This window comes from Streptomyces roseus, assembly GCF_001044425.1.
In the GTDB taxonomy this organism is placed as follows: domain Bacteria; phylum Actinomycetota; class Actinomycetes; order Streptomycetales; family Streptomycetaceae; genus Streptomyces; species Streptomyces roseus.
On record NZ_LFML01000078.1, the window covers coordinates 15,332 to 37,395 of the forward strand.

A 22,064-nucleotide genomic window follows, 5' to 3' on the forward strand; every position below is an offset into this window, starting at 1 on the left:
GTGTGGTCACCGGTTGCCCTCCTGGCGCTTGGTGGGGAGTCGGCCGGCGACGCCGAGCATGCGGCGCAGTGGGGAGACGTGACCGGATCGGGCGGTGCCCCGGCCGTAGCGGCGCTCCAGCCACGCTTGGGGGACGCCGAGCAGGGTGACCAGGGCGAGGTACCAGAGGCTGGCGACGACCAGCATGGGGATGACCTGGTAGTTCTGGGCGTAGACGTCCTGGATGTTCGACATGAGGTCGTGGGCGGAGATGACGGAGACCAGGGCGGTCATCTTCAGCATGTTGATGGTCTCGTTGCCCATGGGCGGGATGATGACGCGCATGGCCTGGGGCAGGACGATCCTGCGCATCGTCAGGGCGGGCCGCATGCCGAGGGAGTGGGCGGCTTCCGCCTGGCCGGGGTCGACGGACTGGATCCCGGCGCGGACGATCTCGGAGGCGTAGGCGGCTTCGTTGAGACCGAGCGCGAGGAGGGCCGCGATGGCGGGGGTGAGCAGGGAGTTGGTCTCCACGCGCAGGAACGTGATGTCGGTGAAGGGGATGCCGATCATGACGTACTTGTAGAGGGCGCCGGCGTACCCCCAGAAGATGATCTGTACGAGCAGTGGGGTGCCCCGGAAAACCCAGACGAAGAGGGTGGCCATCCCGTGGAGGACCGGGCTTGCGGAGAGCCGCATCACGGCGATGAGGGTGCCGAGGCCCAGTCCCAGAGCCATGGCGGCGGCGGTCAGCCACAAGGTGGTGACCAAACCGTCGAAGATCAGGTCGGCGAAGAGGTAGTGGCCGACGACGTCCCAGTGCAGGTTCGCGTTCTTCGCGAGCGATCCCGCGATCCCGGCGAGCGCGGTGATCGCGGCGACCGCGGCGACCCAACGACCGTAGTGACGCACCGGCACGACAGGGAGGTCGTCAGGACACCGGTCCTCGCTCGCGGTGGATGCGGCAGCGGTGGTGGTGGCCATGATCAGCTCACCTCGGCGTTCTTGGTGGCTTCCTTGACGGCGATGGAGGCCACGCCGTACTTGTCGAAGATCTTCGTCACGGTGCCGTCGTCGATCAGGGCCTGCAACGCCTTCTGGATGGCGTCGGTGAGCTGGGGCAGCTTCTTGGAGACGGCGATGCCGTTGGGCGAGGCGCCGTAGCCGCCCTGGGCGGCGGGGTCGTCCACGACCTCGAAGGTGTTGCCGCCATCGGCGGTCTTGGCCGTCCACCCCGCGGCCGGCTTCGTCTGGACCTGGGCCACCACCTTGCCGGAGCGCAGCGCGAGCTGGGCGTCGGAGTCCTTGGGGAAGCTCTGGACGTCGATGCCGGGGCGACCGGCCTTCTTGCAGGCTTCCTGGTGGCCGTTGAGGAGTTCGAGCTGGTTGGTGGCCGCTTGGACGGCGACCTTCTTCCCGCAGAGGTCGTCCAGGGTGGCCACCTTCTCCGGGTTGCCCTTGACCACCATGACGGCGGAGCCCGACTGCGAGTAGTCGACGAAGTCGACGACGGCCTGGCGCTCCTTGTTGTCGGTCATGGCCGACATCGCGGCATCGAACTTCCCGGCCTGGATGGCAGGGACGATCCCGTCGAACTTCTGCGGCGTGAACGCGAACCTCACCCCCAGCTTGGCGCCGAGCGCCTGCCCGAGGTCGTAGTCGAGTCCCGTCAGCTCCTGCTTGCCCTCGGCCACGAACATCTCGAACGGGGCGTAGGGAACGTCGGTGGCCACGCGCACGGTGCCGGCCGTCCGGATGGACTCCGGCAGTGCGTCGTGGAGCGCCTTGTCCTGCGCGATGGTCACATCGGCGACGGTCACCTGCCGGGGCGCGGTCGCGGACGCCTCGCCCTTGGAATCACTGCAGGACGTCAGCGCGGTCGCGGCCGCCGCGGCCGTGATGGCGACCAGCAGGGTGCGGGACACAGGGGTGCGGGACACAGGGGTGCGGGACAGAGGGGTGTGCATCATCGGGAGTGCCTCTCCGTTCTCGGGTCGACGGGAGAATCCGCCGTCGACTGCCAACCGCAAGTTACAGAATTGCGAAGCAGACGACTAGATGTATCACCCGTTACTTTTACGTAACGGGGTGCACGCGTCTCGTTGGATCGGCATCCCTGACCCTTTTGGCACACCATGCACCGCTCTGCCTCATGTTCTTTGACGGAATCAGCCGTACATCTTTCGGCCAGGTGCGATGACTTGTATGTTCCGCTACCACGTCAATCTGACGAAGACGTACGCCGCTGTTCTCCGGACGGCGACCTCCCCGCGCACGCCCTTCGTCAGGTCCCCCCACACTCGCATTGGAGAGTCATGGGCATGAGAAGCAGGCACGCCGCACTTGCCGCGACGGCCGTGGTGCTGGTCGGTCTCACCACCACCCTCACCTCGGCCGGCAGCGCCGCCGCAGCCGCCAGCCGCGTCCGCCTCGGCAGTTCCTCCGACGTCACCCGGACGTCCTGGCAAGGCCCCGCGTTCACCATGAACGGCGACGGGAAGATCAACGCGGCTTCCATGAAGGCGGCCGTGGACGCCATCCGCGGGGGCACGGGCAGCATCGACGTCGTCGTCCTCGCGGGCTCCGCCCCCACCTCGGGCAGCGCCACCCCCGAATGCGACGCCGTCATGGCACTGCCGGGCGTCAACTCCTGTACGAGCTGGACCCTGACGGCGGCCTCCGACGGCAACAACACCCAGGTCAACGCCGACATCCGCAACGCCGAGTTCGTCTACTTCGCCGGCGGGGACCAATGCCGGTACGCGGCGTGGAAGGGCACCGCATTGGAGGCGTCCGTGGAGTCGGTCGTCGCCAAGGGCGGCGGCTCGGGTGGCGGCAGCGCCGGACACCACATCAACAGCCCCGTGGTCTACGACGCCTGCAAGGGAAGCGTGACGAGCCCAGAGGCGCTCGCCAACCCGTACGACAGCTACATCACCTTCACCACCGGCATGTTCGACTGGCCCAACTACAGCGGCGTCATCAACGACTCCCACTTCACCACCCGCGACCGCATGGGCCGCACCATGGCCTTCGTCGCACGCGCCATCAAGGACGGCCGGACTGCGGACGGCAAGGCTTGGGGCGTCGGAGTCGAGGAGGGCAGTTCCCTCCTCCTCAACAAGAACGGTCAGGCCACCTTGTACGGAACGGAAGCCTTCGTCGTCCTGGGCGACCACCAGCCCGAACAGGCAGCCTCCGGCAAGCCCCTGACCTTCTCCAACTTCAAGATCTGGCGGCTGGGCCCCGGCCAGACCTACGACTTCAAGAACCGTCCCACCTGCGGCTACTACCTGCGCAGCGTCACGAACGGCGTCGCCGACGCCAACCTGTACTCGGGGACTCCCCAGAGCACCTGCGGCGCATCCGGCGGCACGACCCTCACCGAGAGCGAACCCAACGACTCCCGCACCGCCGCGAACGACGCGACCGGCAACCCCGCCTCGATAGCGGGCAGCCTGCAGACCATCGGCGACCGCGACTACTACCGCTTGTCCCTCACCTCGGGCCAGAAGCTCACCGTCGACTGCGCCGTCCCCACCGCCTACGACGCCGACGTCTACCTCATGGACTCCGCCGGCAGCACCCTCGCCCGCTCGGTCAACAGCGGAAGCGGAGCCGACGAGACCGTCACCTTCACCCGCACCGCAACCGGATCCGGCACCTACTACCTCGACGTCGAGGCGTACTCCGGATCCGGTACCGCCCCCTACACCTGCACGCTCACCAGCGCATAACCCGCCCGACGGCAGGCGAGCCCGGCACCCCGCCGCCTCGCCTGCCGGTTGCCTGCGGCGCGAGATACGACCCGGCCGACGTGCTTGCCGTACGGCGGCCATCTGCCCCGACGGTCTCCTGCGCTCGGCTGAGTCAGACGTGTCCGCGGCACCGGACGGTCCCAGGGCCGGCGGCAGGTGAACTTCGACGGTCGGCTACTGAGCCGGGCCGGCACGTGCACGCCTCGTCGTGGCTGGTTCCCGTGGCTCCGATGCCGAGGTGTCCTAGAGTCGGCGCATGCGGCGAAGGACGGGACTGGCGGTAGCCGGGGTTGCAGCGGCCCTGGCCTGGGGCGAGTGGATGAACTGTCGCTGGTCTCGAGCTCTCGTCCGAAACGGCGGTGGCGCCACCACGGCCGTGGTGGTGTGCGGGTATCGGAATCCCCAGGCGACGGCAAACCTGATCAACCGACAGCGAGTCCGTGCTGGAATCCGCTCCATCGCCGCAGACAGTGGAGAGGGGACCTGCATCATCTTCAGTGGCGGTGCGACCAGCGGCGGAGCCTCGGAGGCCCAGCTGATGGCCGACTACGCGAAGTCGGTGCTCGATTTCGACGGAGCGGTGCTCCTCGAAGACCCAAAGCGCGACGACGTGGCAACCGCTGTTGGCTCTGTACGGGCTGTGGACACTCCGCGGCCTTGAAGCCGACGAGCGGACGATCTCGCTGTAGGAAGCCGCTGTCGCTTGGCCTCACGCATGGTGGCCTTCGAGTCAACGCCGGCAGATGATGCTGCGGGCCCCAGAGCGCGTCCTAATCCTCCGGTTCCCAGGCGCGGAGGAGGTCGAGCAGGCCCGCGTCTCCGTCCAGGCGCAAGGATTCGGCGGGGATGCGGTCGTACAGGTAGATGACCAACTCGCCGGCCGTGCCATGGATGGAGACGGCGGCTGCGTCCGACACCTCGCCGGCCGCCACAGTGGGCGCGGGGACGCGGGTGGAGCGGGCGCCGTCGCCGTCGACCGTGAGGCGCCAGGAGCGGCCCTCGGCAGCGTGGAAGTCGAAGGTCGTGGGCTTGTGCGGCCAGGCGCTGGGCGTGGCGACGCAGGTGAACAGGAACTCCTCGACACCGTCCAGGGCAACCTCCGACGGCAGCGGCTGCGGGGCGCCCCCGGCGAGTTGGGCGTCGTAGGTGTGCACCGCGCTCTCCTGGACCCGGTGCCTGGCGACTCCGCCAGAGGTCCGCGGCGTCTGCAAGGCGCTCCACCACGCCCAGCAGCCGGCGTCCGGGCCGGCCTCGCGCAAGGCGCTCAGCAGAAGCTCCGTCGACGCGGCCAGCCAGGCCAGCAGGGACTCACGCTCCCGCGGGACCTCCAGGGCGGCGCGCGCAGCGGCTGCCCCCGCGGGGGGACCGTCAGCGGGCCCCGCGCCGACGATGGCGGCCCAGAAACGGTCTCCCCCACCCAGGTGCTTCGCGAGATCGAACAGCGTCCACTCGGGGCAGGTCGGCACCTGCGCGTCAAGACTGGGCGCGGCGGCGACCGCGGCGCGGAAGGCGGTCGAGCGCTCATCGATAAGTCGCAGCAGCTCGGGGAACTCAAGATTCTTTTCCACGCCGGATGTCTATCACCGTACTCCGTGACCGGACAGCGATTTTCGCCCGGCGCGGGCTGCGCTCCTCCTTTCCCCGGCTACCGTGCCGGTGCCGCCAGTTCGCCCAGGAGCCGGGCCGCCGGTGCCGGGTCCACCAGCCACTTCAGGTGGCTGCCTTCGAGGGTGCGGACGTCGTACGGGTTGTCCGGCGTCAGCGCGTTGCCCTCGCGGATCAGCCGGTCCTGCAAGGCGAGCGGCAGGCTCGTATCGTCGGCCAGGCGGACGTACGTCTTCGGGATGCGGCCCCAGGTCTCGGCCCGTGCCCGGTCGGAGGATGTGCCGAAGTCCAGGTTCTCGTCCGGCTGGAAGGTGTTCAGGAAGGTCAGGAACTGCTCGTCGGTGCCGTCGGCGAGGAAGGCGGCCTTGAAGGCCGCGAGTGCGGCCGGGTCCGCCGTGCGGAAGTTGACGCGGAGAAGGCCGAGTTCGGCCGGGTTGCCGGCCAGCGCCGAGGCGAACGCGGCGGGGTCGACCGTGGCCATCTCCGGCTCGGCGTAGTAGGCGCCGGCGTCGAGATCGACGGGGCACCACGCCGAGACGTAGACGATGCGGTCGATCAGGTCCGGGCGGATGTTGGCTGCCGCGGTGGCCGTGATGCCGCCGCGGCTGTGGGAGACGAGTATCACCGGCCCGTTCTGCTTGGCCCGTTCGAGGGTCGATATCAGGTGCGCGGCATTGTCCGCCAGCGTGAGGCCCTTGATCGAGCCGGGTGCCGCGGCGAGCCCTTCGAGATCTTGTGGGGTCTGGTAGGCGCGCGTGTACGTCGCCTGGAATCCATGGCCGGGCAGGTCAACGGCGACCGACCGGTGGCCGAGGAGGCCGAGCTCGGCCTGGAGTGGTGCGAAGGCGAAGGAGTTCGAAAAGGCTCCGTGAACCAGTACGAACGTCGGTTGCATCTGTCTGCTCACTTTCATGCGTCCTGCGGACGCCTCCCGGCCGAGGCGGTTGTCGTCCCGGTCAACGGGATGGCGGAGAGGCGTTGTTCGAGGTGGCGACCGTATCCGGACCGGTGGAACGTCGCGGCGCCGCCGATCGTTCCGCCGGCTGGGAGTCCGCCAGCCACAGGCCGGTGAAAACCGCCGTTGCGACGGTGACGGCGCCCGCCGCGACAAAGGCACTGTTGAGGCCGGACTCGAAAGAAGCGCCGCCGGACTGCCGGGCGCGGACGACGGCACCGAGTACCGCCACTCCGAGCACCGCGCCGATCTGCCGGGTGGTGCCGCTGATGCCGGAGGCGAGGCCGCCTTCCTGCGCGCTGACGGCCTGGATGGCGGCCCCCGTCAGCGGGGACAGGGTCAGGGCGAAGCCCATGCCGACCACTGCCAGCCGCCACCACACGTTCCCGTAGCCGGTGTCGGCCTGCACCAGCCCCAGTGCAAGCAGGCCCAGCCCGGCCAAGGCCAAGCCGACGGTGACCACGGAGCGGAAGCCGTGCCGGGCGGCGAGCCGGCCCGCGTACGGACTGACGACCACCATGGCCAGGGAGACGGGGAGGGTCTGCAGGCCGGCGCGCAGGATCGAGCTGCCCTGGACGTACACGAAGAACTGGGAGAAGAAGAACGTCGAGCCCATGAGCGCGAAACCCACCACGGCCATGGCGGTGTTGGAGACGGTGAACAGCCGCCGACGGAACAGCCGCAGCGGCAGCATCGGAGCGGGGCGACGCCCTTCGACGGTGACGAAGGCGGCGAGGAGGATCACCGCGGCGGCGAAGCTGCACAGGATCACCGGCGACGTCCAGCCGCGGGCACCTCCCTCGATCAGCCCGTAGGTCAGTGCCCCCACCGCCAGAACGGACAGCACCGTGCCCGGGACGTCGATCGCGGGGGCGTTCGGATTGCGGGACTCGCCGAGGTGGCGCAGGCCCATCAGCAGCAGGACCACCCCGATGGGCACGTTGACCAGGAAGATGGCGGGCCAGCCGAAGGCTTCGGTCAGCACGCCGCCGGCCACGGGGCCCGCTGCCAGACCGATTCCGCTGAACCCGGCCCACAGCCCGATCGCCTTGACCCGTTCCTGCGGTACGGGGTGGGCGGCGGCGAGCAGCGCCAGCGACGCGGGGCTCAGCGCTGCGGCTCCGATGCCTTGCAGCACCCGGCCGGCGATCAGCCAGCCGACCGAGGGCGCGAGACTGCACAGCACCGACGCGACGGTGAACACCGCCACGCCGGTCAGGTACACCCGCTTGCGGCCGAACCGGTCGGCGAAGATGCCCCCGGACAGCAGCAGCATCGCGACCAGCAGTACGTACGCGTCGACGATCCATTGCAGACCGGTCAGCTGGGTGTGCAGCCTGTGCTGCATGTCGGGCAGCGCCGCTCCCACGATCGTGTTGTCGAGCAGGACCATGAACTGGCCCAGACAGGTCACCGCGAGCAGTACGGCCCGGTCGGGTCGAACCCCCGCGCCTTCAGGCGATGCGGTCAAGGGGATTCCTCTCAGTCGTCAGTTGCGGCCTCCGCGGTCGATGGGAGCGGCCGTACAGCGGGGCCCGTTAAAGCAGCCAATGACTGCGTTAGGAGACTTTAGGGAGAGATGCGACGCAAACGCAAGCCATTACTGCGTTAAGGTGAGGTCATGAACGAGGGACAGCGGGCCCGCCGGCCCGGCGGGCGCAGCGCGCGCGTCACCGCAGAGGTGCACCAGGCCGTGACCGACCTCATCAGCGAGCGCGGCTACGGCAACTTCACCGTCGGCGAGGTCGCGGCACGCGCAGGCGTAGCCGACAGCAGCATCTACCGCCGGTGGGGCAACCTGGAAACGCTGCTCAGCGACGTGGCGCTCACCCGCCTCAACGCGCGGTCGCCGATGCCCGACACCGGGAGCCTGGACGGCGACCTGCGCACCTACGCGGCCAACGTGGCCCGCGAGATCACCGGACCCGACGGTCTGGCGGTGGTGCGCCTGGCCGTCGCCCTGTCAGGCAACGGGCAGCAGGGCCTCCAGGCCGGTGACGATCTCCGCGCCGAACGGATGCGGCAATTGCAGTCCATGCTCGATCGCGCCCGCGAACGCGGGGAGAACGCCCCCGACGCGCTCGGCGTGCTGGACCACATCCTGGCCCCGATGTACATCCGCGTCCTGTTCGGCATCGTCCCGCTCACCCCGGACTACATCGACGGCCTGGTCGACCGACTGCTGTGACCGCGAGCGGCCTCAGCGGTTCTGCGATCGATTAGGGTTGCGCGATGTTCGAAGGAAAGCTGGTAAGGCTGCGAGCGCTGCGCTCCGAAGACGCCGAGCATCATGTGCGGTGGCGCAACGACCCGGAAGTGGTGCGATGGGCCACGGCCGGCGACCCGTGTTTCGGCCCGGTCACGGCGGAGGCGATCGGTCTCGGCTTCGAGACCATGCTGCGCCTCAACCCGAGGGAGTCGGCCGTGTTCACCGTCGAGGACCTGGTGGGCGGAAGCGTGATCGGCATGGCCGACTATCGCGACCTGGACCCGTACGCCGGCGTGGCCACGCTGGGAGTGACCATCGGCGAACGGGAGTTCTGGGGCCGAGGCCACGGCAGCGACGCGTTGCGGCTGCTCGTGGACCACCTCTTCGGCGCCTACAACCTGAGCCGGCTGGAACTGGACACCTGGAGCGGCAACGAGCGTGCCGTGCGCGCCTTCACCGGGTTGGGTTTCCGCGAGGAGGGCCGCCGCCGGTCGGCCGTGCTGTTCGAGGGGAAGCGCTACGACACCGTGCTCTTCGGGATGCTCCGTGAGGAGTGGGCAAAGCCCGGCCCGACCGTCTAGGCCACCCGTCGTACCCCTCGGCCCTATCGGCCGGGCCGTCCGGATGGGCGTGTCAGCTCGAACCGGGCCAGCCGCACCCCGGGAGCGGGCTCGACGGTGTCGACGTGGCGGAAACCGAGGCGTTCGTAGAGTGCGACGGCCGGGTGGTTGTCGGCGCCGGTGCTCACCAGCGCGTCGTGTTCGGGAGCGAGGTCGGCCAGGAGGTGCCGCAGCAGGGCCGAGGCCAGTCCGCGACGGAACCACCGCGGGTCCACGCACACGCGCGCGATGCAGATGAGCTCCTCGGCCATGACCTGCCAGGCGACGAAAGCGGCGATCTCGCCCTCGACCCTGGCACCGAGCCACCGCAGGGGCTGGACGCGCATCTCCTCCAGGCTCTCCCGCAGCGGCGGGATGCCGTCGAAGCCGATCAGCTCGGCCTCGACGGTGTAGGCGCGGAGGCCGATACGGTGAACGGCTGCCGCCGTGACGTCGTCGGTGAGACTCAGTTCGCCCATGACGACGCCGGGGTGGCGGTCGTTCTCGTATCGGTCGGCGGTCGTCATCCCCCCATGGTAGGACGCCGGTTGTGCCCGCATGTGCGGCGGGTTCAGTGATGGGGAGAGCGCATCGCGTGCCGCATACGGGCAGCACCGGCGGGGACCTCGGCATGGTCGCCGGCCACAGCCCGGCGGGCGGCGACGGCCAGTGCGCCGACGCACCGGCCGATCAGCACGCGTACGGTGCGTCCGCGCCCGCGGCCAGCGGAACAGTCCGGGATCCTCACTTCCGCCCCCGCCGCTCCGCCTCGGCCGCCAGCTCGCGGAAGCGGTCCCACTGCACCTTCGGCCGGCGCAGGCCCCGGCGCTCCAGGTACCGGTCGGTAGAGCGCTTGGTGCGACGCAGTACCCGCAACGCGTCGCTCGTCCTCCCCGAGCCCATCGGCTCCACCACGGTCGACGGCACCAGGATCCAGCCGGCATCCGTCTGCCGGAGGGTCCCGCGGACGAGCGCGTTGTACATGCCGTTGAGCAGCTCATCGTGGCGGTGCACCAGGAGCGCGGCGGGGCCCGGTACGGGAGAGCAGTCGGCCGGAACCTCCACGAGGTAGCCGTCCGCCGTCGGCGTCGGCGTCGTACGGGCGAGCACGGGGGCCCCGGAGGCGTCCCGTGCCGACAGCACCGCCGTGGGGAACCGTTGCAGCTGTGCGGCCCCGAGCAGCGGGTCCGCCCCGGTGACGGGCGCCGGTGTGCCCGGCCGCCGCGCGCTCAGCGGCGGCCGTACGGTCACCTGGCCGGGCACGACGGTGATGAGCAGCCGCAAGTAGTACCAGGACATCAACGGCCGCATGGGAGCCGAGAGGTACGCGCGGCTGTGCGGCTGGCGCTCGAAGAGCGTCCTCCAGTACTCCTCGGCTCCGCGCGGGCCGGTCATGATCTGGTCGGGGCACTCGGCCAGGCCGGAGACGAAGAGTTGCGGGGCCGGGTCGAGTCCGCTGCCCGTCGGATCCGAGAACAGCAGGGCGACGCGAGCGTCGCGGCGCACGTTCAGCGCCTTCTGCGAGAACGCGAGGGACGTGGTCAGCAGCAGGGTGCCGTCCTCGCGGCGCGTCACGGCCGTCGGCCACGCCAGGGGGGTCCCGTCCTTGGCCAGGGTGGCGAACTCGCAGGTGCGGTAGGCGTCCAGGACGTCGAGCGGGGCTCGATCGAGCACGGTCATCGGCCCGTCCCGCCGGTGAGGGGAGCCCGCAGGGTACGGGAGGAGGGGCTGTACGGCCGGGCCCACCCGCCGCCGAGGACACGGTGGGCCACCACCCTTGTCCGGGTGGGGGGACGTACGGAGGAACTGCTGTGCGTCACGCTCTCGCTCCAGAGATCGCATGCGGGCAAGGAACGCCCCAAGGTGCCCGCCACCACTTGGCTTTGACTTGGCGGACGGCTTGCCGCTCCTGCAAGCCGGCTGCAAGCGCGAGCACGCGCTTGCCGTGCTGAATCGATTCAGCATCTTTGGCACGTATCGGCCGACGATCAGCTGGGGAAACTCCTGAGGCATCGAAGGCTCCGGATACCTCACCGCCGCCGATCCGTCCGGGCTCCTCCCCCGGGGCGGCGACGTCACCATCTCCACCTGAAGCACCGGGCCCGCCCCGAAGTGCCGTCTGCCGAGCCGGGGCCAGGGCCGGCGCAGAGGCACGGCCGGCGGGCCAAGCGCGGCAAGAAGGGCAACGCCTGATGGGCATCTACGGACAGGACTGGGCTTCCTACCAGAGCGACGAACCGGGCCTCACCGGACTCGACTTCGTCTTCACGAAGATCACGGAGGGCCTCGGATACACGAATCCGAAGTGGGTCCGCCAGCGCGACCACGTCAAGCGGCACGGTCTGGTCTGGGGCGCCTACCACTACCCCCACATGGGAAACGACCCGGAAAGCGAAGCCGACTTCTTCCTCGACCAGGTGGCCTGGCAGCCCGGTGACATCCTGGTCCTCGACTGGGAGGGCTACGACAAGGCCAACGCCGGGGTCTCCAAGGCCCGCCAACGGACGTACAAGGAAGCCTGGCTCCGCTACGTCAAGGACCGCATGCCGGGTCACCGTATCGGCATGTACTGCAATGTCGACTACTGGAAGAACGTCGACACGACCGGCTACTGCGGCGACTTCCTGTGGATCGCCACCGCGGGACGCGCCGCGGGCGCCCCCGGGATCAGAGCGAGCTGGATGTTCCACCAGTACACCGACGACCCCGTAGACCAGGACTACTGCCCCCTGCCCAGCCGCGAGGAGCTTCGCACCTGGGCCCTAGGATCCCAGGAGGACGACATGCCCCTGTCCCAGGCAGACCTCGACGCCGTCGCGGCCGCCGTCTGGCGCCACACCGAAACCAACGCCGCCACTGGCCAGCCCGTCGACATGGGCGCGGTCATGGCCTGGATGGACAAGGTCCACAACAACCAGACCGACGCCCTCGGGCAACAACTCGCCGCGGCGCAGGCAGCGGTGACCGCGCTCGCCGCCCAACTCGGCCGGCAGCCGGGTGTGGACACCGACACCGTGGTGGCAGCGGTCCGGCAGGCCATCGCCGATGCCGTGATCAACGTGGACGTCCACGTCTCCGGCACCCCCGCCCCGACCGGCTGACCGATCGGCTGACCGACCGGCTGAGGTACAAGGGACAACGCCCTCTCCCCGTGCGCCCACGGGCCGGAAGGTGCGGGCATTCCGGTACGCCGTGCGGGCGCGCGGGCAGCACGAGTGCGGATCCCGCCGGGCGGGAGCAGGGGATGAGACACCCGTCGCCGAGGCGACCTCTCGTCCCCTCACCGTGACCGTGACCGGCAGGGCTCAGCACCGAGCCAGGTTCGGGCCGGCTCACTCCCGTGACCCGCCGGGCGGCCCCGCGCCGTCCTCGAAGGGGATCTCGCCGCTCGGGAGGAGCTCGGCCGACATGTTGCGTTCCATCATCTTCAGGGCCGCGTCGGCGAGGGCGGCGTCGATGTGGGCGACGGCATCGAGGGCCACGACCACGTCGAGGTGCCGGATGTGCGCGTCCAGAGCGGAGTACAGCACGCACTGCTCGGTCACCTGCCCGCACAGCACCACCCGGCGGACGCCGAGCTGTCCCAGCAGGTAGGCCAGGGGCGTTTCGAAGAAGACCGAGTGCCGTGCCTTGACGACGAACATGTCCTCCTCGTCCGGCACGACCGGGCGCACCAGGTCGCCGTAGCGGCCGGCCAGGGCGGCCTCGAGGAGCTCCCCGTGGTGGGACCGCCAGCGGCCGAAGTTGTCGTTCACGTAGACGACCGGGACCTGGGCGTCCCGTGCCCGTTCGAGCAGCGTCCCGACGCCGGGAAGTGCTTCACGCACCGACCCCACCAGCACCTCGGCGTCCTCGTGCTCGTAGGTGTTGAGCATGTCGATCACGATCAGTGCCGTCCGACCCATGGTGCCGCCTTTCGCCACGCCCGGCGCCTGCCCACCCCGGCGGGCGCCAAGCACGCCGTACGAGGTCGGGGGCGGGCCCCGGACACCGGCCAATGCGACCAGCCTCCGTCCCCTATCCGCCGCGGATCGGCTGGTATCGCCGTATGGGGCGGGATACGCGCCGATGATCCGGGTAGTCGGACCCCATGGACACCACTACCGAAACCACGCCCCTGCGCGCCGTCGCGCTGGTCTGTACGCTTTCACCGTCACCGAAGCCCTCCAGCTCGCAGCTGCTCGCCGAGCAGACCATGGCCGCCCTGGCCGACCACGGCGTCACCGGAAAGGTGATCCGGATCGCCGACCACGACGTCAAGCCGGGCGTCGAGGTCGACATGGGGGACGGTGACGCCTGGCCGGAGATCCGCGACACGATCTTGGCGTGCGACATCCTGGTCCTGTCCACGCCCATCTGGCTCGGACACCCCTCCAGCGTCGCCCAGCGCGTCCTGGAACGTCTCGACGCCGAGATCGGCGAGAGCGACGACGAGGGCCGCATGCTCACCTACGGCAAGGTCGCCGCCGTATGCGTGGTCGGCAACGAGGACGGCGCCCACAAGGTCAGCGCGGACCTCTTCCAGGGCCTCAACGACGCCGGTTTCTCCCTGGCCCCCAACGCCGTCACCTACTGGGTCGGCGAGGCCATGCAGGGCACCGACTACCAGGACCTCGACAAGACGCCCGAGAAGACCGCCGCGACGACCAAGACCCTCGCCGCGAACACCGCGCACCTCGCGCGCCGCCTCAAGGCCGCCGCCTACCCGCCCTCTTCCTGACAGCGCCCCGCTGCACCCGCCCCGTACCGGAAGGAGTCCGCGATGCCCTCCCCCGACTCACCCCGCCTCACCGATCCGGTGTCACTCCACCCCCGTCCCCCGTTCCCCGAGCAGGACCAGGACCATCCCGGCTCGACCGACTCGATGCGTCCCCGCCCGGACCACGGCGAGGAGACGTACCGGGGCCACGGCCTGTTGCAGGGGCGCCGGGCGCTCGTCACCGGCGGTGACCCGGGCATCGGCCGAGCCGTCTGCCTGGCCTTCGCACGGGAAGGAGCCGACGTCGTCTTCACCCACCTCGACGAAGAAGCCGAGGAGGCCGGGGAGACCGTCCGCCTGATCCGTGAGGCCGGCCGCACCGCGGTGGCCGTGGCCTGCGACATCCGGCACGAGACGGAGTGCACCGCCCTCGTCGACAAGGCGGTGGGCGAGCTGGGCGGCATCGACCTGCTCGTCAACAACGCCGCCTACCAGATGTCCCAGCCCGACGGGATCGAGGCGATCACCACCGAGCAGTTCGACCGGGTGATGAAGACCAACCTGTACGGGATGTTCTGGCTCACCAAGGCGGCGCTGGCCCGTATGCCGCGCGGCTCCTCGGTGATCAACACCGCCTCCGTGCAGGGCTACCAGCCCAGCCCGCACCTCCTCGACTACGCCATGACCAAGTCCGCGATCATCTCCTTCACCCACGGCCTGGCCCAGATGCTCGCCGAGCGCGGTATCAGGGTCAACGGCGTGGCGCCGGGGCCGGTATGGACACCGCTGATTCCCGCGACGACGCCCGACCCGACGAAGTTCGGCGAGCAGTCCCCGCTGGGGCGGCCCGCGCAGCCGGCCGAGATGGCGCCCGCCTACGTCTTCCTCGCGTCCGACCAGGCCTCCTACATCACCGGCGAGATCATCAACGCCACCGGCGGAACCCCGCTGCCGTAACCCCCGAGGAAGCCCCGCGCCGGATCCCCTCACTCCTCGGACGGCGCGGGGCTTCGCCGTAGGGGGTGCGCGCCCTTCGCCGACTCGGCCCTCATGGGTGGAAGAGGACCTTCACCATGCTGTCCCGCTTCCCCTGGAAGTCCGCGTACGCCCGGGGCGCATCATCCAGCGGCAGGTGGTGGGTGGCGAAGCCGTCGACGCCGAGGGGATCCTCGTCGGTCAGCAACGGAAGCAGGTCGTCGACCCACCGACGGACATTGGCCTGCCCCATGCGCAGCTGGATCTGCTTGTCGAACATCGTGAGCAGCGGCAGGGGGTCCGCGGCTCCGCCGTAGACACCGGAGAGGGAGAGGGTGCCGCCGCGGCGTACCAGCTCTATCGCCAGCCGCAGGGCGCCCAGGCGGTCCACGCCCGCCTTCCTCATCAGCGCGGATGCCAGGGCGTCCGGCAGCAGGCCGGTGGCGGTCTGCACGGCCGCGACGCCGACGCTGCCGTGTGCCTCCATGCCGACGGCGTCGATCACGGCGTCCGGGCCCCGGCCGCCGGTAGCCTTGCGGACGGCCTCGACGAGTTCATCCCCGTACTGGGTCAGGTCGTAGACCTCGACGCCGTGGCCGGCGGCGCGCGCCAGCCGTTCCGGGACCAGGTCGATCCCGATCACCGTGTCGGCACCGCGATGGGCGGCGATGCGGGTGCACATGTCGCCGATGGGTCCGAGGCCCAGGACGGCGAGGCTGCCGCCGGGCGGAACGTCGGCGTAGACGACGGCCTGCCAGGCGGTCGGCAGGACGTCCGACAGGTACACGAAGCGGTCGTCGGGCGGCCCTTCGGGGACGGGGATGGGGAGCGCGTCGGCGAACGGGACGCGCAGGTACTCGGCCTGCCCACCCGGCACCTGTCCGTACAGCTTGGTGTATCCGAAGAGACTCGCGCCGTTGCCGTACTCGTGGACCTGGGTCGTCTCGCACTGCGAGTGCAGGCCGCGCTCACACATGAAGCAGGATCCGCACGACACGTTGAACGGGACGACGACGCGGTCGCCGACCTTCAGGCGGCGGACCTCGGTACCTACCTCGGCGACCACTCCCATCGGTTCGTGACCCAGGATGTCGCCGGCGTCCAGGAAGGGTCCCAGCACCTCGTACAGGTGCAGGTCGGATCCGCACAGGCCCGTCGTCGTCACTTCGATCACCGCGTCCGTGGGGTGGACGACCTGCGGATCCGGAACCGTTGCCACCTCGATCTTGCGACGGCCCTGCCAGGTAACGGCTTTCATCACAGCTCCTCTGTCGCGATGGGGGGAGGTGCTCGGTGCGTCCCTGCGCGTGGGCGACGTGCGCGACATGCGCGACGTGCGCGGATGCCCGAGCCTGACGGCATGGACCCTCGCATCGTCATCCACCCGCCCAGCCCTGACGATCCTCATGGCGGCCGCCGGGTGCACTACGACTCGGCCATCCTCGGCCTGGCCCGCGGCGAGAGCGACCTGCGGGAATTCCTGCGCCGTGCGGGATTCCCGGGGTGGGAGGACGCGGACCTTGAGGATCCGGGCCTCTTCCGGTGGGAAGGCGGTGGCCCCGAAACCTGGTCGGAGTAGCAGGCATCCTCCCGTTCGGGGGTCCCTGGTTTCCGCTGTCCGGGCGTTGGCCTCGGCGACCTGCCGACACAGCACGTTTGAAAGCGTGCAGCGCGTTAAGAAGCGAGCTGACAACAATCTTATTTCGCGGAGAAGGAGCCCCTTCCATGGGCATCATCGCTTGGATTCTCATCGGTCTGCTTGCTGGTCTCATCGCCAAGGCGATCATGCCGGGCAAGGACCCCGGTGGCATCATCATCACGACGCTCATCGGTATCGCGGGCGGCCTGCTCGGCGGATGGCTCGGCAAGGTCATCTTCGGTGTCGATTCCATCGACGGCTTCTTCGATCTCTCCACCTGGATCGCCGCCATCATCGGCTCCGTCATCCTGCTGGCCCTCTACCGCGTCACCATCGGACGGGGACGCTCTCACTGACCCGCCTCGACGCGATCAGGCGGCCTGCGCCGGGGCGGAGCACTTGACGGCGCCGAGGTCGGTCGAGGTGGCGCGGGCGGCACGCTGTCGGCGTGCCGCCGATGCGCCGGCTCCGCTCGCAGGCACCTGCCTGACCGGATGACACGCTTCGGTGCAGGCGCCGTGGCCCCTCTGTCATCCCTTCCGCAGCTCGTCGCCGTCCGCGTCGGGGTCGACCCCGGAGTAGGCGGATGCGTCCTTGCCCCCGCTGGGACGGCCGGACCGGCCCCGGGGTCCCAGGTCGTGGTGGCCCTTCGAGCCGGACTTCGCGTGATCCTCGCCCCGACGCGAGTGGCTCTCCACGGGCGTGCCCCTGTCGACCGGCTGCGTCTCGCTGGGGGCCTCGTCCTTACGGGCCCGGCTCGACTTCGGGGTTTCGAAGGACTTGCGCGCGCTGGGGTTCTCCTCGGTGTGTGTCGAGTCGACGTCAGGCGACCAGCCGTGTTGCTCGGTCCCCCGGTGTCGGCTCGGGCCCTCACCATGGGGCACGTGAGAGGTCGGTTTGGTTGACATGTGTTCGCTCCTTCGTGCGCTCCTTGCATCGATCCGATGAGCACGAGGCGCCTGCCCATCCCAGCACCGACGACACCTGCGCAGAGCGACAAGGACGTCGACGAGGTGCCGTGCGGCCGACGGCCACACCCGTTCGGGTGCCGCCGCGACGCGGCCGGCCCGACCGCGGAACCGGGCACGCCGGCGCGGGCGTCACAGGCTGTGCACACGGTCGGCACGGCCGGCGGGCCGCGCACCCAGGGGGTGCTTGGCGGACGGAAGCGGGGGAAGGCGCAAGCGTATGGAAGAGAGGGCCCTGTCGTCCCGACTCCTGCCGGACCCTGAGGGGTCCGGCATCAGCTGCGTACGAGCACGCGAAACCGCCAGGGCCGTTCTTGCCCGTCTGCACCTGCCCCAGACCGGAGTCGACGATGTGGTGACGGTGGTGAGCGAGCTGATCTCCAACGCCGAGCGGCACGCCGGCGGGGCCACCGCCTTCACGATCACCGCCCGCCCCGGCTTCGTCACCGTCGAAGTGTCCGACCGCACGGCGCGTCTGCCAGAGCTCCAGACCTGGCCGCCCAGGCACCCGGGCGGGTTCGGGTGGCGGCTGGTCCACGACGTCGCCGACACCGTCACCGTCCGCGCCGACGACGGCGGCGGCAAGACCGTCAGCGCCACCTTCACCGACAAGCAGCTGCGCGCCGAGGGCCGTTAGGCCGACCCGCCTGCTGTCGGAGACGTCGGGATCAGGCGTCGAAGCGCCGGCGCGATGCGTCGATGTGGCGGAGGTAGCGGTGCGTCCAGTCACACATGACGTCGACGGTCTTGCGCAGGGCTTGGCCCGGATCCGTGAGGGAGTAATCGACGCGGGGCGGCACGGTGGGGTGCACCACGCGATCGACGAGGCCGTTGCGCTCGAGCATGCGCAGGTTCTGGGTGAGCATCTTGTGGCTGACCCCCTCGACCTCGTCGCGCAGTTCGGTGAAGCGCAGGGTCCGCTCCCCGAGGGCCTCGATGATCAGAAGCGCCCACTTGTTGGCTACGTCCGAGAAGATCTCGCGCGCCAGCGAGTCCGCACGGCGCAGATCCGCTTCGTCCCGGTCATCCCGTGAGCCGTTGAGCTGCTTGGTCACCATACGGTTCCTCCGTCACCGAAAAGTGCGTTCTTCCACGTCGCCCCACACTCTCCTACGGTTACCGAGTAACCACAAGAGACCAAGAGGCGCCCGCTTCGGCAGAGGTGCGCCCTCGGGTCGTGACATCGAGGAGTGGGCATGGCGATCAACTTGATGGATCCCGCCGGACTGGTGGAAGTCGACCTCTACCGGCAGGTGGCGACCGCGACGGGCACGAAGCTGATCTTCGTCGCCGGGCAGGTCGCCTGGGACGCGGACGGGGCGATCGTCGGTGAAGGCGACCTCGCCGCCCAGGTCGAGCAGTGCTACCTCAACGTGGCCGCCGCCCTCGCCGCGGCGGGAGCTTCCTTCGGCGACGTGGTGAAGCTGACGGTCTACGCGGTCGACCTGGCGCCCGAGAAGATGCCGCTGTTCGCCGAAGGGATCGCGCGGGCGGCGCGGAAGCTCGGTGTCACGCCGGCCGCACCGCTCACCGGCATCGGAGTCGCCGCCCTGGCCGAGCCCGGCCTTCTCGTCGAGGTCGAAGCAACGGCGGTCATCGACTGACCCGCGTCCTGCGCCGGAACCGGCTTCCCACCAGGGCAGGAACTGCCGGGTGGTTTGGGTCCGCGTCCGCCGCCGGAGCCCCCGCGCTCGCTGCTCCGACTGCGCTCCTACCCCTCTTCCGCGTCCGGCCCGTCGTATCCGGGCGGGCTGGGGGCCGGCGGCAGGAGGGGGCCGAGCGGGCCCAGATCCAGGTTGAGGTCCTGGAGGGTGTAGCCGTGCTGCGCGCAGAGGTCGGTCATCCGGTCGTGCAGGGCGAGGAGGGTGGCGCCGAGTTCCTCTTCCTGCTCGTCGCTGAGTTCGCCCGTTTCGGCTCGGCGGAGGGCTTGGCGCTCGATGAGCTGGCGGAGGAGTTCGACGAGGGTGAGGACGAGCTTGAGGAGGTCTTCGCCGACGGTGTCCGGGTCGGCGTGGATGCGGTGGCTCGGCGCCCTGGGAGCGTTCGTGTGCTCGGGTGGAGCGTGCGTGAGGCGGAAGGCCTCCGCCATGGTGTTGCTGACCGGCCCGAGGTCGGGGACGGCTCGCGGGTCGGGCGGCGTCGGTGTGGTCATGGCGCCTCCCCGTCCGCCGGATCAGGGGGCGAGGGTTCGTCGGTGAGGGTGCTGACGGAGGTGATGAGGGCGCGCAGGGAGATCCGGACCAGGTCGATGTCGGCGATGGACAGGACGAGGTCGCCCGTGACGACCACGCCTCCTGCCAGGAGGCGGTCCAAGAGGTCGACGAGTGCGACCTGCCGCCCTGGCATGGGCGCGTCTGCGGGGGTGAGCGTCATGTTGGTGCGCCCCGGGCGCCGGTGCCCGTTTCTGCGGGCTGGGCCGGCGGTGTGGCGAAGGAGTAGGGCGCCCAGGGGCCGGTGATCTCGACGCGGACGCCGGTGAGGGCGGCGGCGGCCTGCTCGATGTCGGCGCGGAAGGCGTCGGCGTGTTCGTCGGGGACGAGGTAGGCGTCGTTGAGGATGTTCTCGCCTTGGTCGCGCGCGAGGGGGCCGCTCTGGGCGGGGTGGCGGACGTACGCGGCGGCGTAGCGGGCGGCGGTGGCGGCGAGCTGCTGGGCTGCACGGACGGCCGCTTGGTGGTGTTCCTCATGGGCGTGCTGCTGGGCCTTGCGGGCCCGCAGGTACGCCTTGCCGGGGCTGACGGCGGGGACCGTCCCGGTGGGGAGGGGGTCGCTGTCCGCGTCGGCGGTGATGAAGGCCTTGATGCCGTACTCGGTGTGGCCGGTCAGGAGGGCGAGGCGGTCGGTGAACTGCTCGTACTGTTCGCGCAGGGCGGTCAGGGCCCGGTCAGGATCCTCGTAGAGGGTCGCCAGTCGCAGGGGCAGGACGGTGGTGTGGGCGGCGAGGGCCTCGACGACCTGGTGGTGGGCGCGGGCGGTCTGCTCCAGCCAGGTGATGTCTTCGAAGTGGGCCTTGAGGGCGGTGGCGTTCCAGTCGGCGGCGGGGACCTGGCTGACGGCGAACGCGGGCGCGCCCTCCGCGCTGCCGGGGGCGGCGAGGAGGGTGAGGGGCGTGGCGGCCACCCCGGTCAGACGGGCGAGGACCTCACCGAGGCCGGGCGTACGGGCGGCGACCGCGTACACGTAGGTCAAGGTGGGTTCGGTGCCGGTCACGGCGCGTTCCTCTTGCTGGGGGCGGCGCGGCGTCGCGGCTGCTCGCGCTCGGGCGGCGCATCGGGTTCGAGGCGGTCACGGCGCAGGGCTTCGAGTTCCTCTCGCAGGCGACGGTTCTCCTCTACCAGGGGATCGCCGGTGTGGCGGGAGGACAGGGAGGGATCGTGCTCCCACCAGTCGATGCCCATTTCCTTGGCCTTGTCGACCGACGCGATGAGGATGCGCAGCTTGATGGTCAGCAGCTCGATGTCGAGGAGGTTGATGCGGATGTCACCGGCGATGACGATGCCCTTGTCGAGGACGCGTTCGAGTATGTCGGCGAGGCTGGCGGAGGAGGACGGCGCGTAGGACAGGGGCGTGGCCCTGGAGGGAAGGGGGCCGAGCCGGGTGTCGAGGGGGTCTGTCATGGCCGTCGTCCTCGCCTTCAGGGGAGGTTCTGGCGGTAGCGGGCGATTTCGTCGAGCCGGTCGAGGAGCTGGTCCTCGAGGTCGTCGAAGGTGTCCTGGTCGATGTCGCCGCACAGCAGGTGTCGTTCGAGGTCGGCGAGGGCCGCGTAGACGGGGGCGGGGTCGTAGTACTCCTCGTTGGCCCGGTCGGTCACGCGCTGGGCGACCCAGACGACGGCGCGCATGGGGGCGAGGGGTGAGGTCAGCAGCTGAGTCAGAAGACCCATGGCTCCCTCCTGGTGTTCCCCGGGGCCGCCCGCACAGTGCGCGGCGTACGCGGACGGGTGGGCCGCTGCAGCCGTCCCGGCGCTACACGAAGCTGTAGGGGGGCAGCGGTCCGGTGAATCGGAAGTCGACGCCGTTGACCTGCCGGGCGAGGCTGCCTTCGGCGTCGAGGAAACGGCCCTTCTGGTCGTCGGGGACCAGGAGGGACACGTTGAGGATGTCACCGTCCGCCGGCGGGCGGATGGCGTGCTCGCGCGCGAAGGGCAGCAGGGCCTGGACGAGTCCCGCTGCGAGGGCTTCCTGGCGGTCGCGGACTTCGACGGCGATGAGTTCGCCGAGCTGGAGGGGTAAGCGGGGGTCCGCGTCGCCGGCTTTGATGCGGTCGTTGAGCCGGCGGGCCTCGGCGGATTCGCCGAGGATCTCCCGTAGGAGCTCCTCCTCGTCCTGGGAGGCCCTGACGTGGTATTCGGCGGCGCCCTTCAGCCGTTCGAGGGCGTCGAGGTAGGCCCCCTCGCCCTGTTGGAGGGCCTCCTTGACGGTGGGGTCGTCGGGGGCGATGTAGCCGAACTGCATCGGCAGGACGGTCCCGTCGGCCATGAGCTGTTCCTGGACCTCCTGGTGCGCGGTGAGGTCGCGGCGTTTCGCGCGCACCTCGTGGTCGATGTCGCTGACGACGGCGGAGAGCGACCCGGCGTGCACCAGGCGTAGGGCGGAGGGTTCGGCTCCGACGCCGGTGAGGGTGTCGAGGCGGGCGGGGTGGTCGGCGGCGATGATCGAGTACACGTAGAGGGCCATGGT

27 protein-coding genes are annotated in these 22,064 nt (G+C 70.1%); 10 read left to right on the forward strand and 17 right to left on the reverse strand.

Annotation, left to right across the window (positions count from 1 at the left end):
- Positions 1-6 precede the first annotated feature (6 nt).
- Both ACS04_RS19940 and ACS04_RS19945 read right to left on the reverse strand, forming a co-directional pair.
- On the reverse strand, positions 7-963 hold the full coding sequence (locus tag ACS04_RS19940) for an amino acid ABC transporter permease (RefSeq protein ID WP_048478019.1): 957 nt from the start codon (positions 961-963) through the stop codon (positions 7-9).
- Between the two features lie 2 nt (positions 964-965).
- Complete coding sequence (locus ACS04_RS19945; protein ID WP_245236455.1) at positions 966-1,949, reverse strand: ABC transporter substrate-binding protein; 984 nt, start codon at positions 1,947-1,949, stop codon at positions 966-968.
- Positions 1,950-2,300: 351 nt separating this feature from the next.
- Here ACS04_RS19945 and ACS04_RS19950 point away from each other — a divergent pair, with 351 nt between their 5' ends.
- Positions 2,301-3,716, forward strand: coding sequence for a pre-peptidase C-terminal domain-containing protein (locus tag ACS04_RS19950; protein WP_245236456.1), 1,416 nt, complete (start codon positions 2,301-2,303; stop codon positions 3,714-3,716).
- A 791-nt stretch (positions 3,717-4,507) separates the two neighbouring features.
- Here ACS04_RS19950 and ACS04_RS19955 read toward each other — a convergent pair.
- The 3 genes from ACS04_RS19955 to ACS04_RS19965 all read right to left on the reverse strand — a co-directional run bounded on the left by ACS04_RS19955 (position 4,508) and on the right by ACS04_RS19965 (position 7,690).
- Positions 4,508-5,305 (reverse strand): maleylpyruvate isomerase family mycothiol-dependent enzyme, encoded by a 798-nt coding sequence (locus ACS04_RS19955; protein ID WP_048478020.1) that lies wholly within the window; start codon positions 5,303-5,305, stop codon positions 4,508-4,510.
- 77 nt (positions 5,306-5,382) lie between these two features.
- Positions 5,383-6,249, reverse strand: coding sequence for an alpha/beta fold hydrolase (locus ACS04_RS19960; RefSeq protein WP_048478021.1), 867 nt, complete (start codon positions 6,247-6,249; stop codon positions 5,383-5,385).
- Positions 6,250-6,298: 49 nt separating this feature from the next.
- Positions 6,299-7,690: an MFS transporter gene (locus ACS04_RS19965; protein WP_245236461.1), complete on the reverse strand. Its 1,392-nt coding sequence runs from the start codon at positions 7,688-7,690 to the stop codon at positions 6,299-6,301.
- A gap of 228 nt (positions 7,691-7,918) precedes the next feature.
- Here ACS04_RS19965 and ACS04_RS19970 point away from each other — a divergent pair, with 228 nt between their 5' ends.
- Together ACS04_RS19970 and ACS04_RS19975 are read left to right on the forward strand one after the other, a co-directional pair.
- Complete coding sequence (locus tag ACS04_RS19970) at positions 7,919-8,485, forward strand: TetR/AcrR family transcriptional regulator (protein ID WP_048478023.1); 567 nt, start codon at positions 7,919-7,921, stop codon at positions 8,483-8,485.
- Between the two features lie 44 nt (positions 8,486-8,529).
- Positions 8,530-9,087, forward strand: a complete 558-nt coding sequence (locus tag ACS04_RS19975) for a GNAT family N-acetyltransferase (RefSeq protein WP_048478024.1) — start codon at positions 8,530-8,532, stop codon at positions 9,085-9,087.
- A gap of 23 nt (positions 9,088-9,110) precedes the next feature.
- Here ACS04_RS19975 and ACS04_RS19980 read toward each other — a convergent pair whose 3' ends face one another.
- Both ACS04_RS19980 and ACS04_RS19985 read right to left on the reverse strand, forming a co-directional pair.
- Positions 9,111-9,632 carry a GNAT family N-acetyltransferase gene (locus tag ACS04_RS19980; protein WP_245236457.1) on the reverse strand — a complete coding sequence of 174 codons (522 nt, stop codon included), beginning with the start codon at positions 9,630-9,632 and terminating at the stop codon, positions 9,111-9,113.
- Positions 9,633-9,849: 217 nt separating this feature from the next.
- A complete protein-coding gene (locus ACS04_RS19985; protein WP_048478025.1) occupies positions 9,850-10,785 on the reverse strand; it encodes a pyridoxamine 5'-phosphate oxidase family protein in 936 nt (311 codons plus the stop codon).
- A gap of 512 nt (positions 10,786-11,297) precedes the next feature.
- Here ACS04_RS19985 and ACS04_RS19990 point away from each other — a divergent pair.
- Positions 11,298-12,206 (forward strand): glycoside hydrolase family 25 protein, encoded by a 909-nt coding sequence (locus ACS04_RS19990; protein ID WP_053080840.1) that lies wholly within the window; start codon positions 11,298-11,300, stop codon positions 12,204-12,206.
- A 231-nt stretch (positions 12,207-12,437) separates the two neighbouring features.
- On the opposite strand, the gene ACS04_RS19995 is transcribed toward ACS04_RS19990, so the two are convergent.
- On the reverse strand, positions 12,438-13,010 hold the full coding sequence (locus ACS04_RS19995) for a cysteine hydrolase family protein (RefSeq protein ID WP_048478026.1): 573 nt from the start codon (positions 13,008-13,010) through the stop codon (positions 12,438-12,440).
- Positions 13,011-13,195: 185 nt separating this feature from the next.
- Between ACS04_RS19995 and ACS04_RS20000 the strand changes: the two genes are divergently transcribed.
- Positions 13,196-13,825 carry a flavodoxin family protein gene (locus ACS04_RS20000; RefSeq protein ID WP_048478027.1) on the forward strand — a complete coding sequence of 210 codons (630 nt, stop codon included), beginning with the start codon at positions 13,196-13,198 and terminating at the stop codon, positions 13,823-13,825.
- A gap of 42 nt (positions 13,826-13,867) precedes the next feature.
- The gene (locus ACS04_RS20005) at positions 13,868-14,761 is read left to right on the forward strand and encodes an SDR family oxidoreductase (RefSeq protein ID WP_048478028.1); all 894 of its coding nucleotides are present in this window, start codon (positions 13,868-13,870) and stop codon (positions 14,759-14,761) included.
- Positions 14,762-14,852: 91 nt separating this feature from the next.
- Here the strand turns inward: ACS04_RS20005 and ACS04_RS20010 are convergent, their stop codons facing one another.
- Positions 14,853-16,037 carry an alcohol dehydrogenase catalytic domain-containing protein gene (locus tag ACS04_RS20010; RefSeq protein ID WP_048478029.1) on the reverse strand — a complete coding sequence of 395 codons (1,185 nt, stop codon included), beginning with the start codon at positions 16,035-16,037 and terminating at the stop codon, positions 14,853-14,855.
- 102 nt (positions 16,038-16,139) lie between these two features.
- Between ACS04_RS20010 and ACS04_RS20015 the strand changes: the two genes are divergently transcribed.
- Together ACS04_RS20015 and ACS04_RS20020 are read left to right on the forward strand one after the other, a co-directional pair.
- Positions 16,140-16,358 carry a hypothetical protein gene (locus ACS04_RS20015; RefSeq protein WP_048478058.1) on the forward strand — a complete coding sequence of 73 codons (219 nt, stop codon included), beginning with the start codon at positions 16,140-16,142 and terminating at the stop codon, positions 16,356-16,358.
- A gap of 146 nt (positions 16,359-16,504) precedes the next feature.
- The gene (locus ACS04_RS20020) at positions 16,505-16,774 is read left to right on the forward strand and encodes a GlsB/YeaQ/YmgE family stress response membrane protein (RefSeq protein ID WP_048478030.1); all 270 of its coding nucleotides are present in this window, start codon (positions 16,505-16,507) and stop codon (positions 16,772-16,774) included.
- A gap of 174 nt (positions 16,775-16,948) precedes the next feature.
- Here ACS04_RS20020 and ACS04_RS20025 read toward each other — a convergent pair whose 3' ends face one another.
- Positions 16,949-17,326, reverse strand: coding sequence for a hypothetical protein (locus tag ACS04_RS20025; protein ID WP_048478031.1), 378 nt, complete (start codon positions 17,324-17,326; stop codon positions 16,949-16,951).
- Positions 17,327-17,606: 280 nt separating this feature from the next.
- Between ACS04_RS20025 and ACS04_RS20030 the strand changes: the two genes are divergently transcribed.
- The gene (locus ACS04_RS20030; protein WP_048478032.1) at positions 17,607-18,023 is read left to right on the forward strand and encodes an ATP-binding protein; all 417 of its coding nucleotides are present in this window, start codon (positions 17,607-17,609) and stop codon (positions 18,021-18,023) included.
- Between the two features lie 31 nt (positions 18,024-18,054).
- Here the strand turns inward: ACS04_RS20030 and ACS04_RS20035 are convergent, their stop codons facing one another.
- Positions 18,055-18,444, reverse strand: coding sequence for a winged helix-turn-helix transcriptional regulator (locus ACS04_RS20035; RefSeq protein ID WP_048478033.1), 390 nt, complete (start codon positions 18,442-18,444; stop codon positions 18,055-18,057).
- Between the two features lie 138 nt (positions 18,445-18,582).
- Between ACS04_RS20035 and ACS04_RS20040 the strand changes: the two genes are divergently transcribed.
- A complete protein-coding gene (locus ACS04_RS20040) occupies positions 18,583-18,990 on the forward strand; it encodes a RidA family protein (RefSeq protein WP_048478034.1) in 408 nt (135 codons plus the stop codon).
- Positions 18,991-19,097: 107 nt separating this feature from the next.
- Here the strand turns inward: ACS04_RS20040 and ACS04_RS20045 are convergent, their stop codons facing one another.
- The 6 genes from ACS04_RS20045 to ACS04_RS20070 all read right to left on the reverse strand — a co-directional run bounded on the left by ACS04_RS20045 (position 19,098) and on the right by ACS04_RS20070 (position 22,061).
- Complete coding sequence (locus ACS04_RS20045) at positions 19,098-19,538, reverse strand: gas vesicle protein K (protein WP_048478035.1); 441 nt, start codon at positions 19,536-19,538, stop codon at positions 19,098-19,100.
- Complete coding sequence (locus tag ACS04_RS20050; protein ID WP_048478036.1) at positions 19,535-19,759, reverse strand: gas vesicle protein; 225 nt, start codon at positions 19,757-19,759, stop codon at positions 19,535-19,537. The genes ACS04_RS20045 and ACS04_RS20050 overlap by 4 nt, the downstream gene beginning before the upstream one ends.
- On the reverse strand, positions 19,756-20,595 hold the full coding sequence (locus tag ACS04_RS20055; RefSeq protein ID WP_048478037.1) for a GvpL/GvpF family gas vesicle protein: 840 nt from the start codon (positions 20,593-20,595) through the stop codon (positions 19,756-19,758). Before ACS04_RS20055 ends, ACS04_RS20050 begins: the two co-directional genes overlap by 4 nt.
- A complete protein-coding gene (locus ACS04_RS20060) occupies positions 20,592-21,002 on the reverse strand; it encodes a gas vesicle protein (RefSeq protein WP_048478038.1) in 411 nt (136 codons plus the stop codon). The genes ACS04_RS20055 and ACS04_RS20060 overlap by 4 nt, the downstream gene beginning before the upstream one ends.
- 17 nt (positions 21,003-21,019) lie before the next feature.
- On the reverse strand, positions 21,020-21,268 hold the full coding sequence (locus ACS04_RS20065; protein ID WP_048478039.1) for a gas vesicle protein GvpG: 249 nt from the start codon (positions 21,266-21,268) through the stop codon (positions 21,020-21,022).
- 82 nt (positions 21,269-21,350) lie between these two features.
- A complete protein-coding gene (locus ACS04_RS20070; protein WP_048478040.1) occupies positions 21,351-22,061 on the reverse strand; it encodes a GvpL/GvpF family gas vesicle protein in 711 nt (236 codons plus the stop codon).
- Between the last annotated feature and the right edge of the window lie 3 nt (positions 22,062-22,064).

Coding starts and splice junctions, on each gene's coding strand:
- ACS04_RS19975 (WP_048478024.1), top strand. CDS start 8,530: ATGTTCGAAGGAAAGCTGGTAAGGCTGCGAGCGCTGCGCTCCGAAGAC.
- ACS04_RS20060 (WP_048478038.1), bottom strand. CDS start 21,002: ATGACAGACCCCCTCGACACCCGGCTCGGCCCCCTTCCCTCCAGGGCC.
- ACS04_RS19990 (WP_053080840.1), top strand. CDS start 11,298: ATGGGCATCTACGGACAGGACTGGGCTTCCTACCAGAGCGACGAACCG.
- ACS04_RS19965 (WP_245236461.1), bottom strand. CDS start 7,690: ATGGTCCTGCTCGACAACACGATCGTGGGAGCGGCGCTGCCCGACATG.
- ACS04_RS20015 (WP_048478058.1), top strand. CDS start 16,140: ATGGACCCTCGCATCGTCATCCACCCGCCCAGCCCTGACGATCCTCAT.
- ACS04_RS19940 (WP_048478019.1), bottom strand. CDS start 963: ATGGCCACCACCACCGCTGCCGCATCCACCGCGAGCGAGGACCGGTGT.
- ACS04_RS20070 (WP_048478040.1), bottom strand. CDS start 22,061: ATGGCCCTCTACGTGTACTCGATCATCGCCGCCGACCACCCCGCCCGC.
- ACS04_RS20035 (WP_048478033.1), bottom strand. CDS start 18,444: ATGGTGACCAAGCAGCTCAACGGCTCACGGGATGACCGGGACGAAGCG.
- ACS04_RS19950 (WP_245236456.1), top strand. CDS start 2,301: ATGAGAAGCAGGCACGCCGCACTTGCCGCGACGGCCGTGGTGCTGGTC.
- ACS04_RS20020 (WP_048478030.1), top strand. CDS start 16,505: ATGGGCATCATCGCTTGGATTCTCATCGGTCTGCTTGCTGGTCTCATC.
- ACS04_RS20050 (WP_048478036.1), bottom strand. CDS start 19,759: ATGACGCTCACCCCCGCAGACGCGCCCATGCCAGGGCGGCAGGTCGCA.
- ACS04_RS19945 (WP_245236455.1), bottom strand. CDS start 1,949: ATGATGCACACCCCTCTGTCCCGCACCCCTGTGTCCCGCACCCCTGTG.
- ACS04_RS20010 (WP_048478029.1), bottom strand. CDS start 16,037: ATGAAAGCCGTTACCTGGCAGGGCCGTCGCAAGATCGAGGTGGCAACG.
- ACS04_RS20030 (WP_048478032.1), top strand. CDS start 17,607: ATGGAAGAGAGGGCCCTGTCGTCCCGACTCCTGCCGGACCCTGAGGGG.
- ACS04_RS20045 (WP_048478035.1), bottom strand. CDS start 19,538: ATGACCACACCGACGCCGCCCGACCCGCGAGCCGTCCCCGACCTCGGG.
- ACS04_RS20000 (WP_048478027.1), top strand. CDS start 13,196: ATGGACACCACTACCGAAACCACGCCCCTGCGCGCCGTCGCGCTGGTC.
- ACS04_RS19970 (WP_048478023.1), top strand. CDS start 7,919: ATGAACGAGGGACAGCGGGCCCGCCGGCCCGGCGGGCGCAGCGCGCGC.
- ACS04_RS20040 (WP_048478034.1), top strand. CDS start 18,583: ATGGCGATCAACTTGATGGATCCCGCCGGACTGGTGGAAGTCGACCTC.
- ACS04_RS19995 (WP_048478026.1), bottom strand. CDS start 13,010: ATGGGTCGGACGGCACTGATCGTGATCGACATGCTCAACACCTACGAG.
- ACS04_RS20005 (WP_048478028.1), top strand. CDS start 13,868: ATGCCCTCCCCCGACTCACCCCGCCTCACCGATCCGGTGTCACTCCAC.
- ACS04_RS20065 (WP_048478039.1), bottom strand. CDS start 21,268: ATGGGTCTTCTGACTCAGCTGCTGACCTCACCCCTCGCCCCCATGCGC.
- ACS04_RS19985 (WP_048478025.1), bottom strand. CDS start 10,785: ATGACCGTGCTCGATCGAGCCCCGCTCGACGTCCTGGACGCCTACCGC.
- ACS04_RS19980 (WP_245236457.1), bottom strand. CDS start 9,632: ATGACGACCGCCGACCGATACGAGAACGACCGCCACCCCGGCGTCGTC.
- ACS04_RS20025 (WP_048478031.1), bottom strand. CDS start 17,326: ATGTCAACCAAACCGACCTCTCACGTGCCCCATGGTGAGGGCCCGAGC.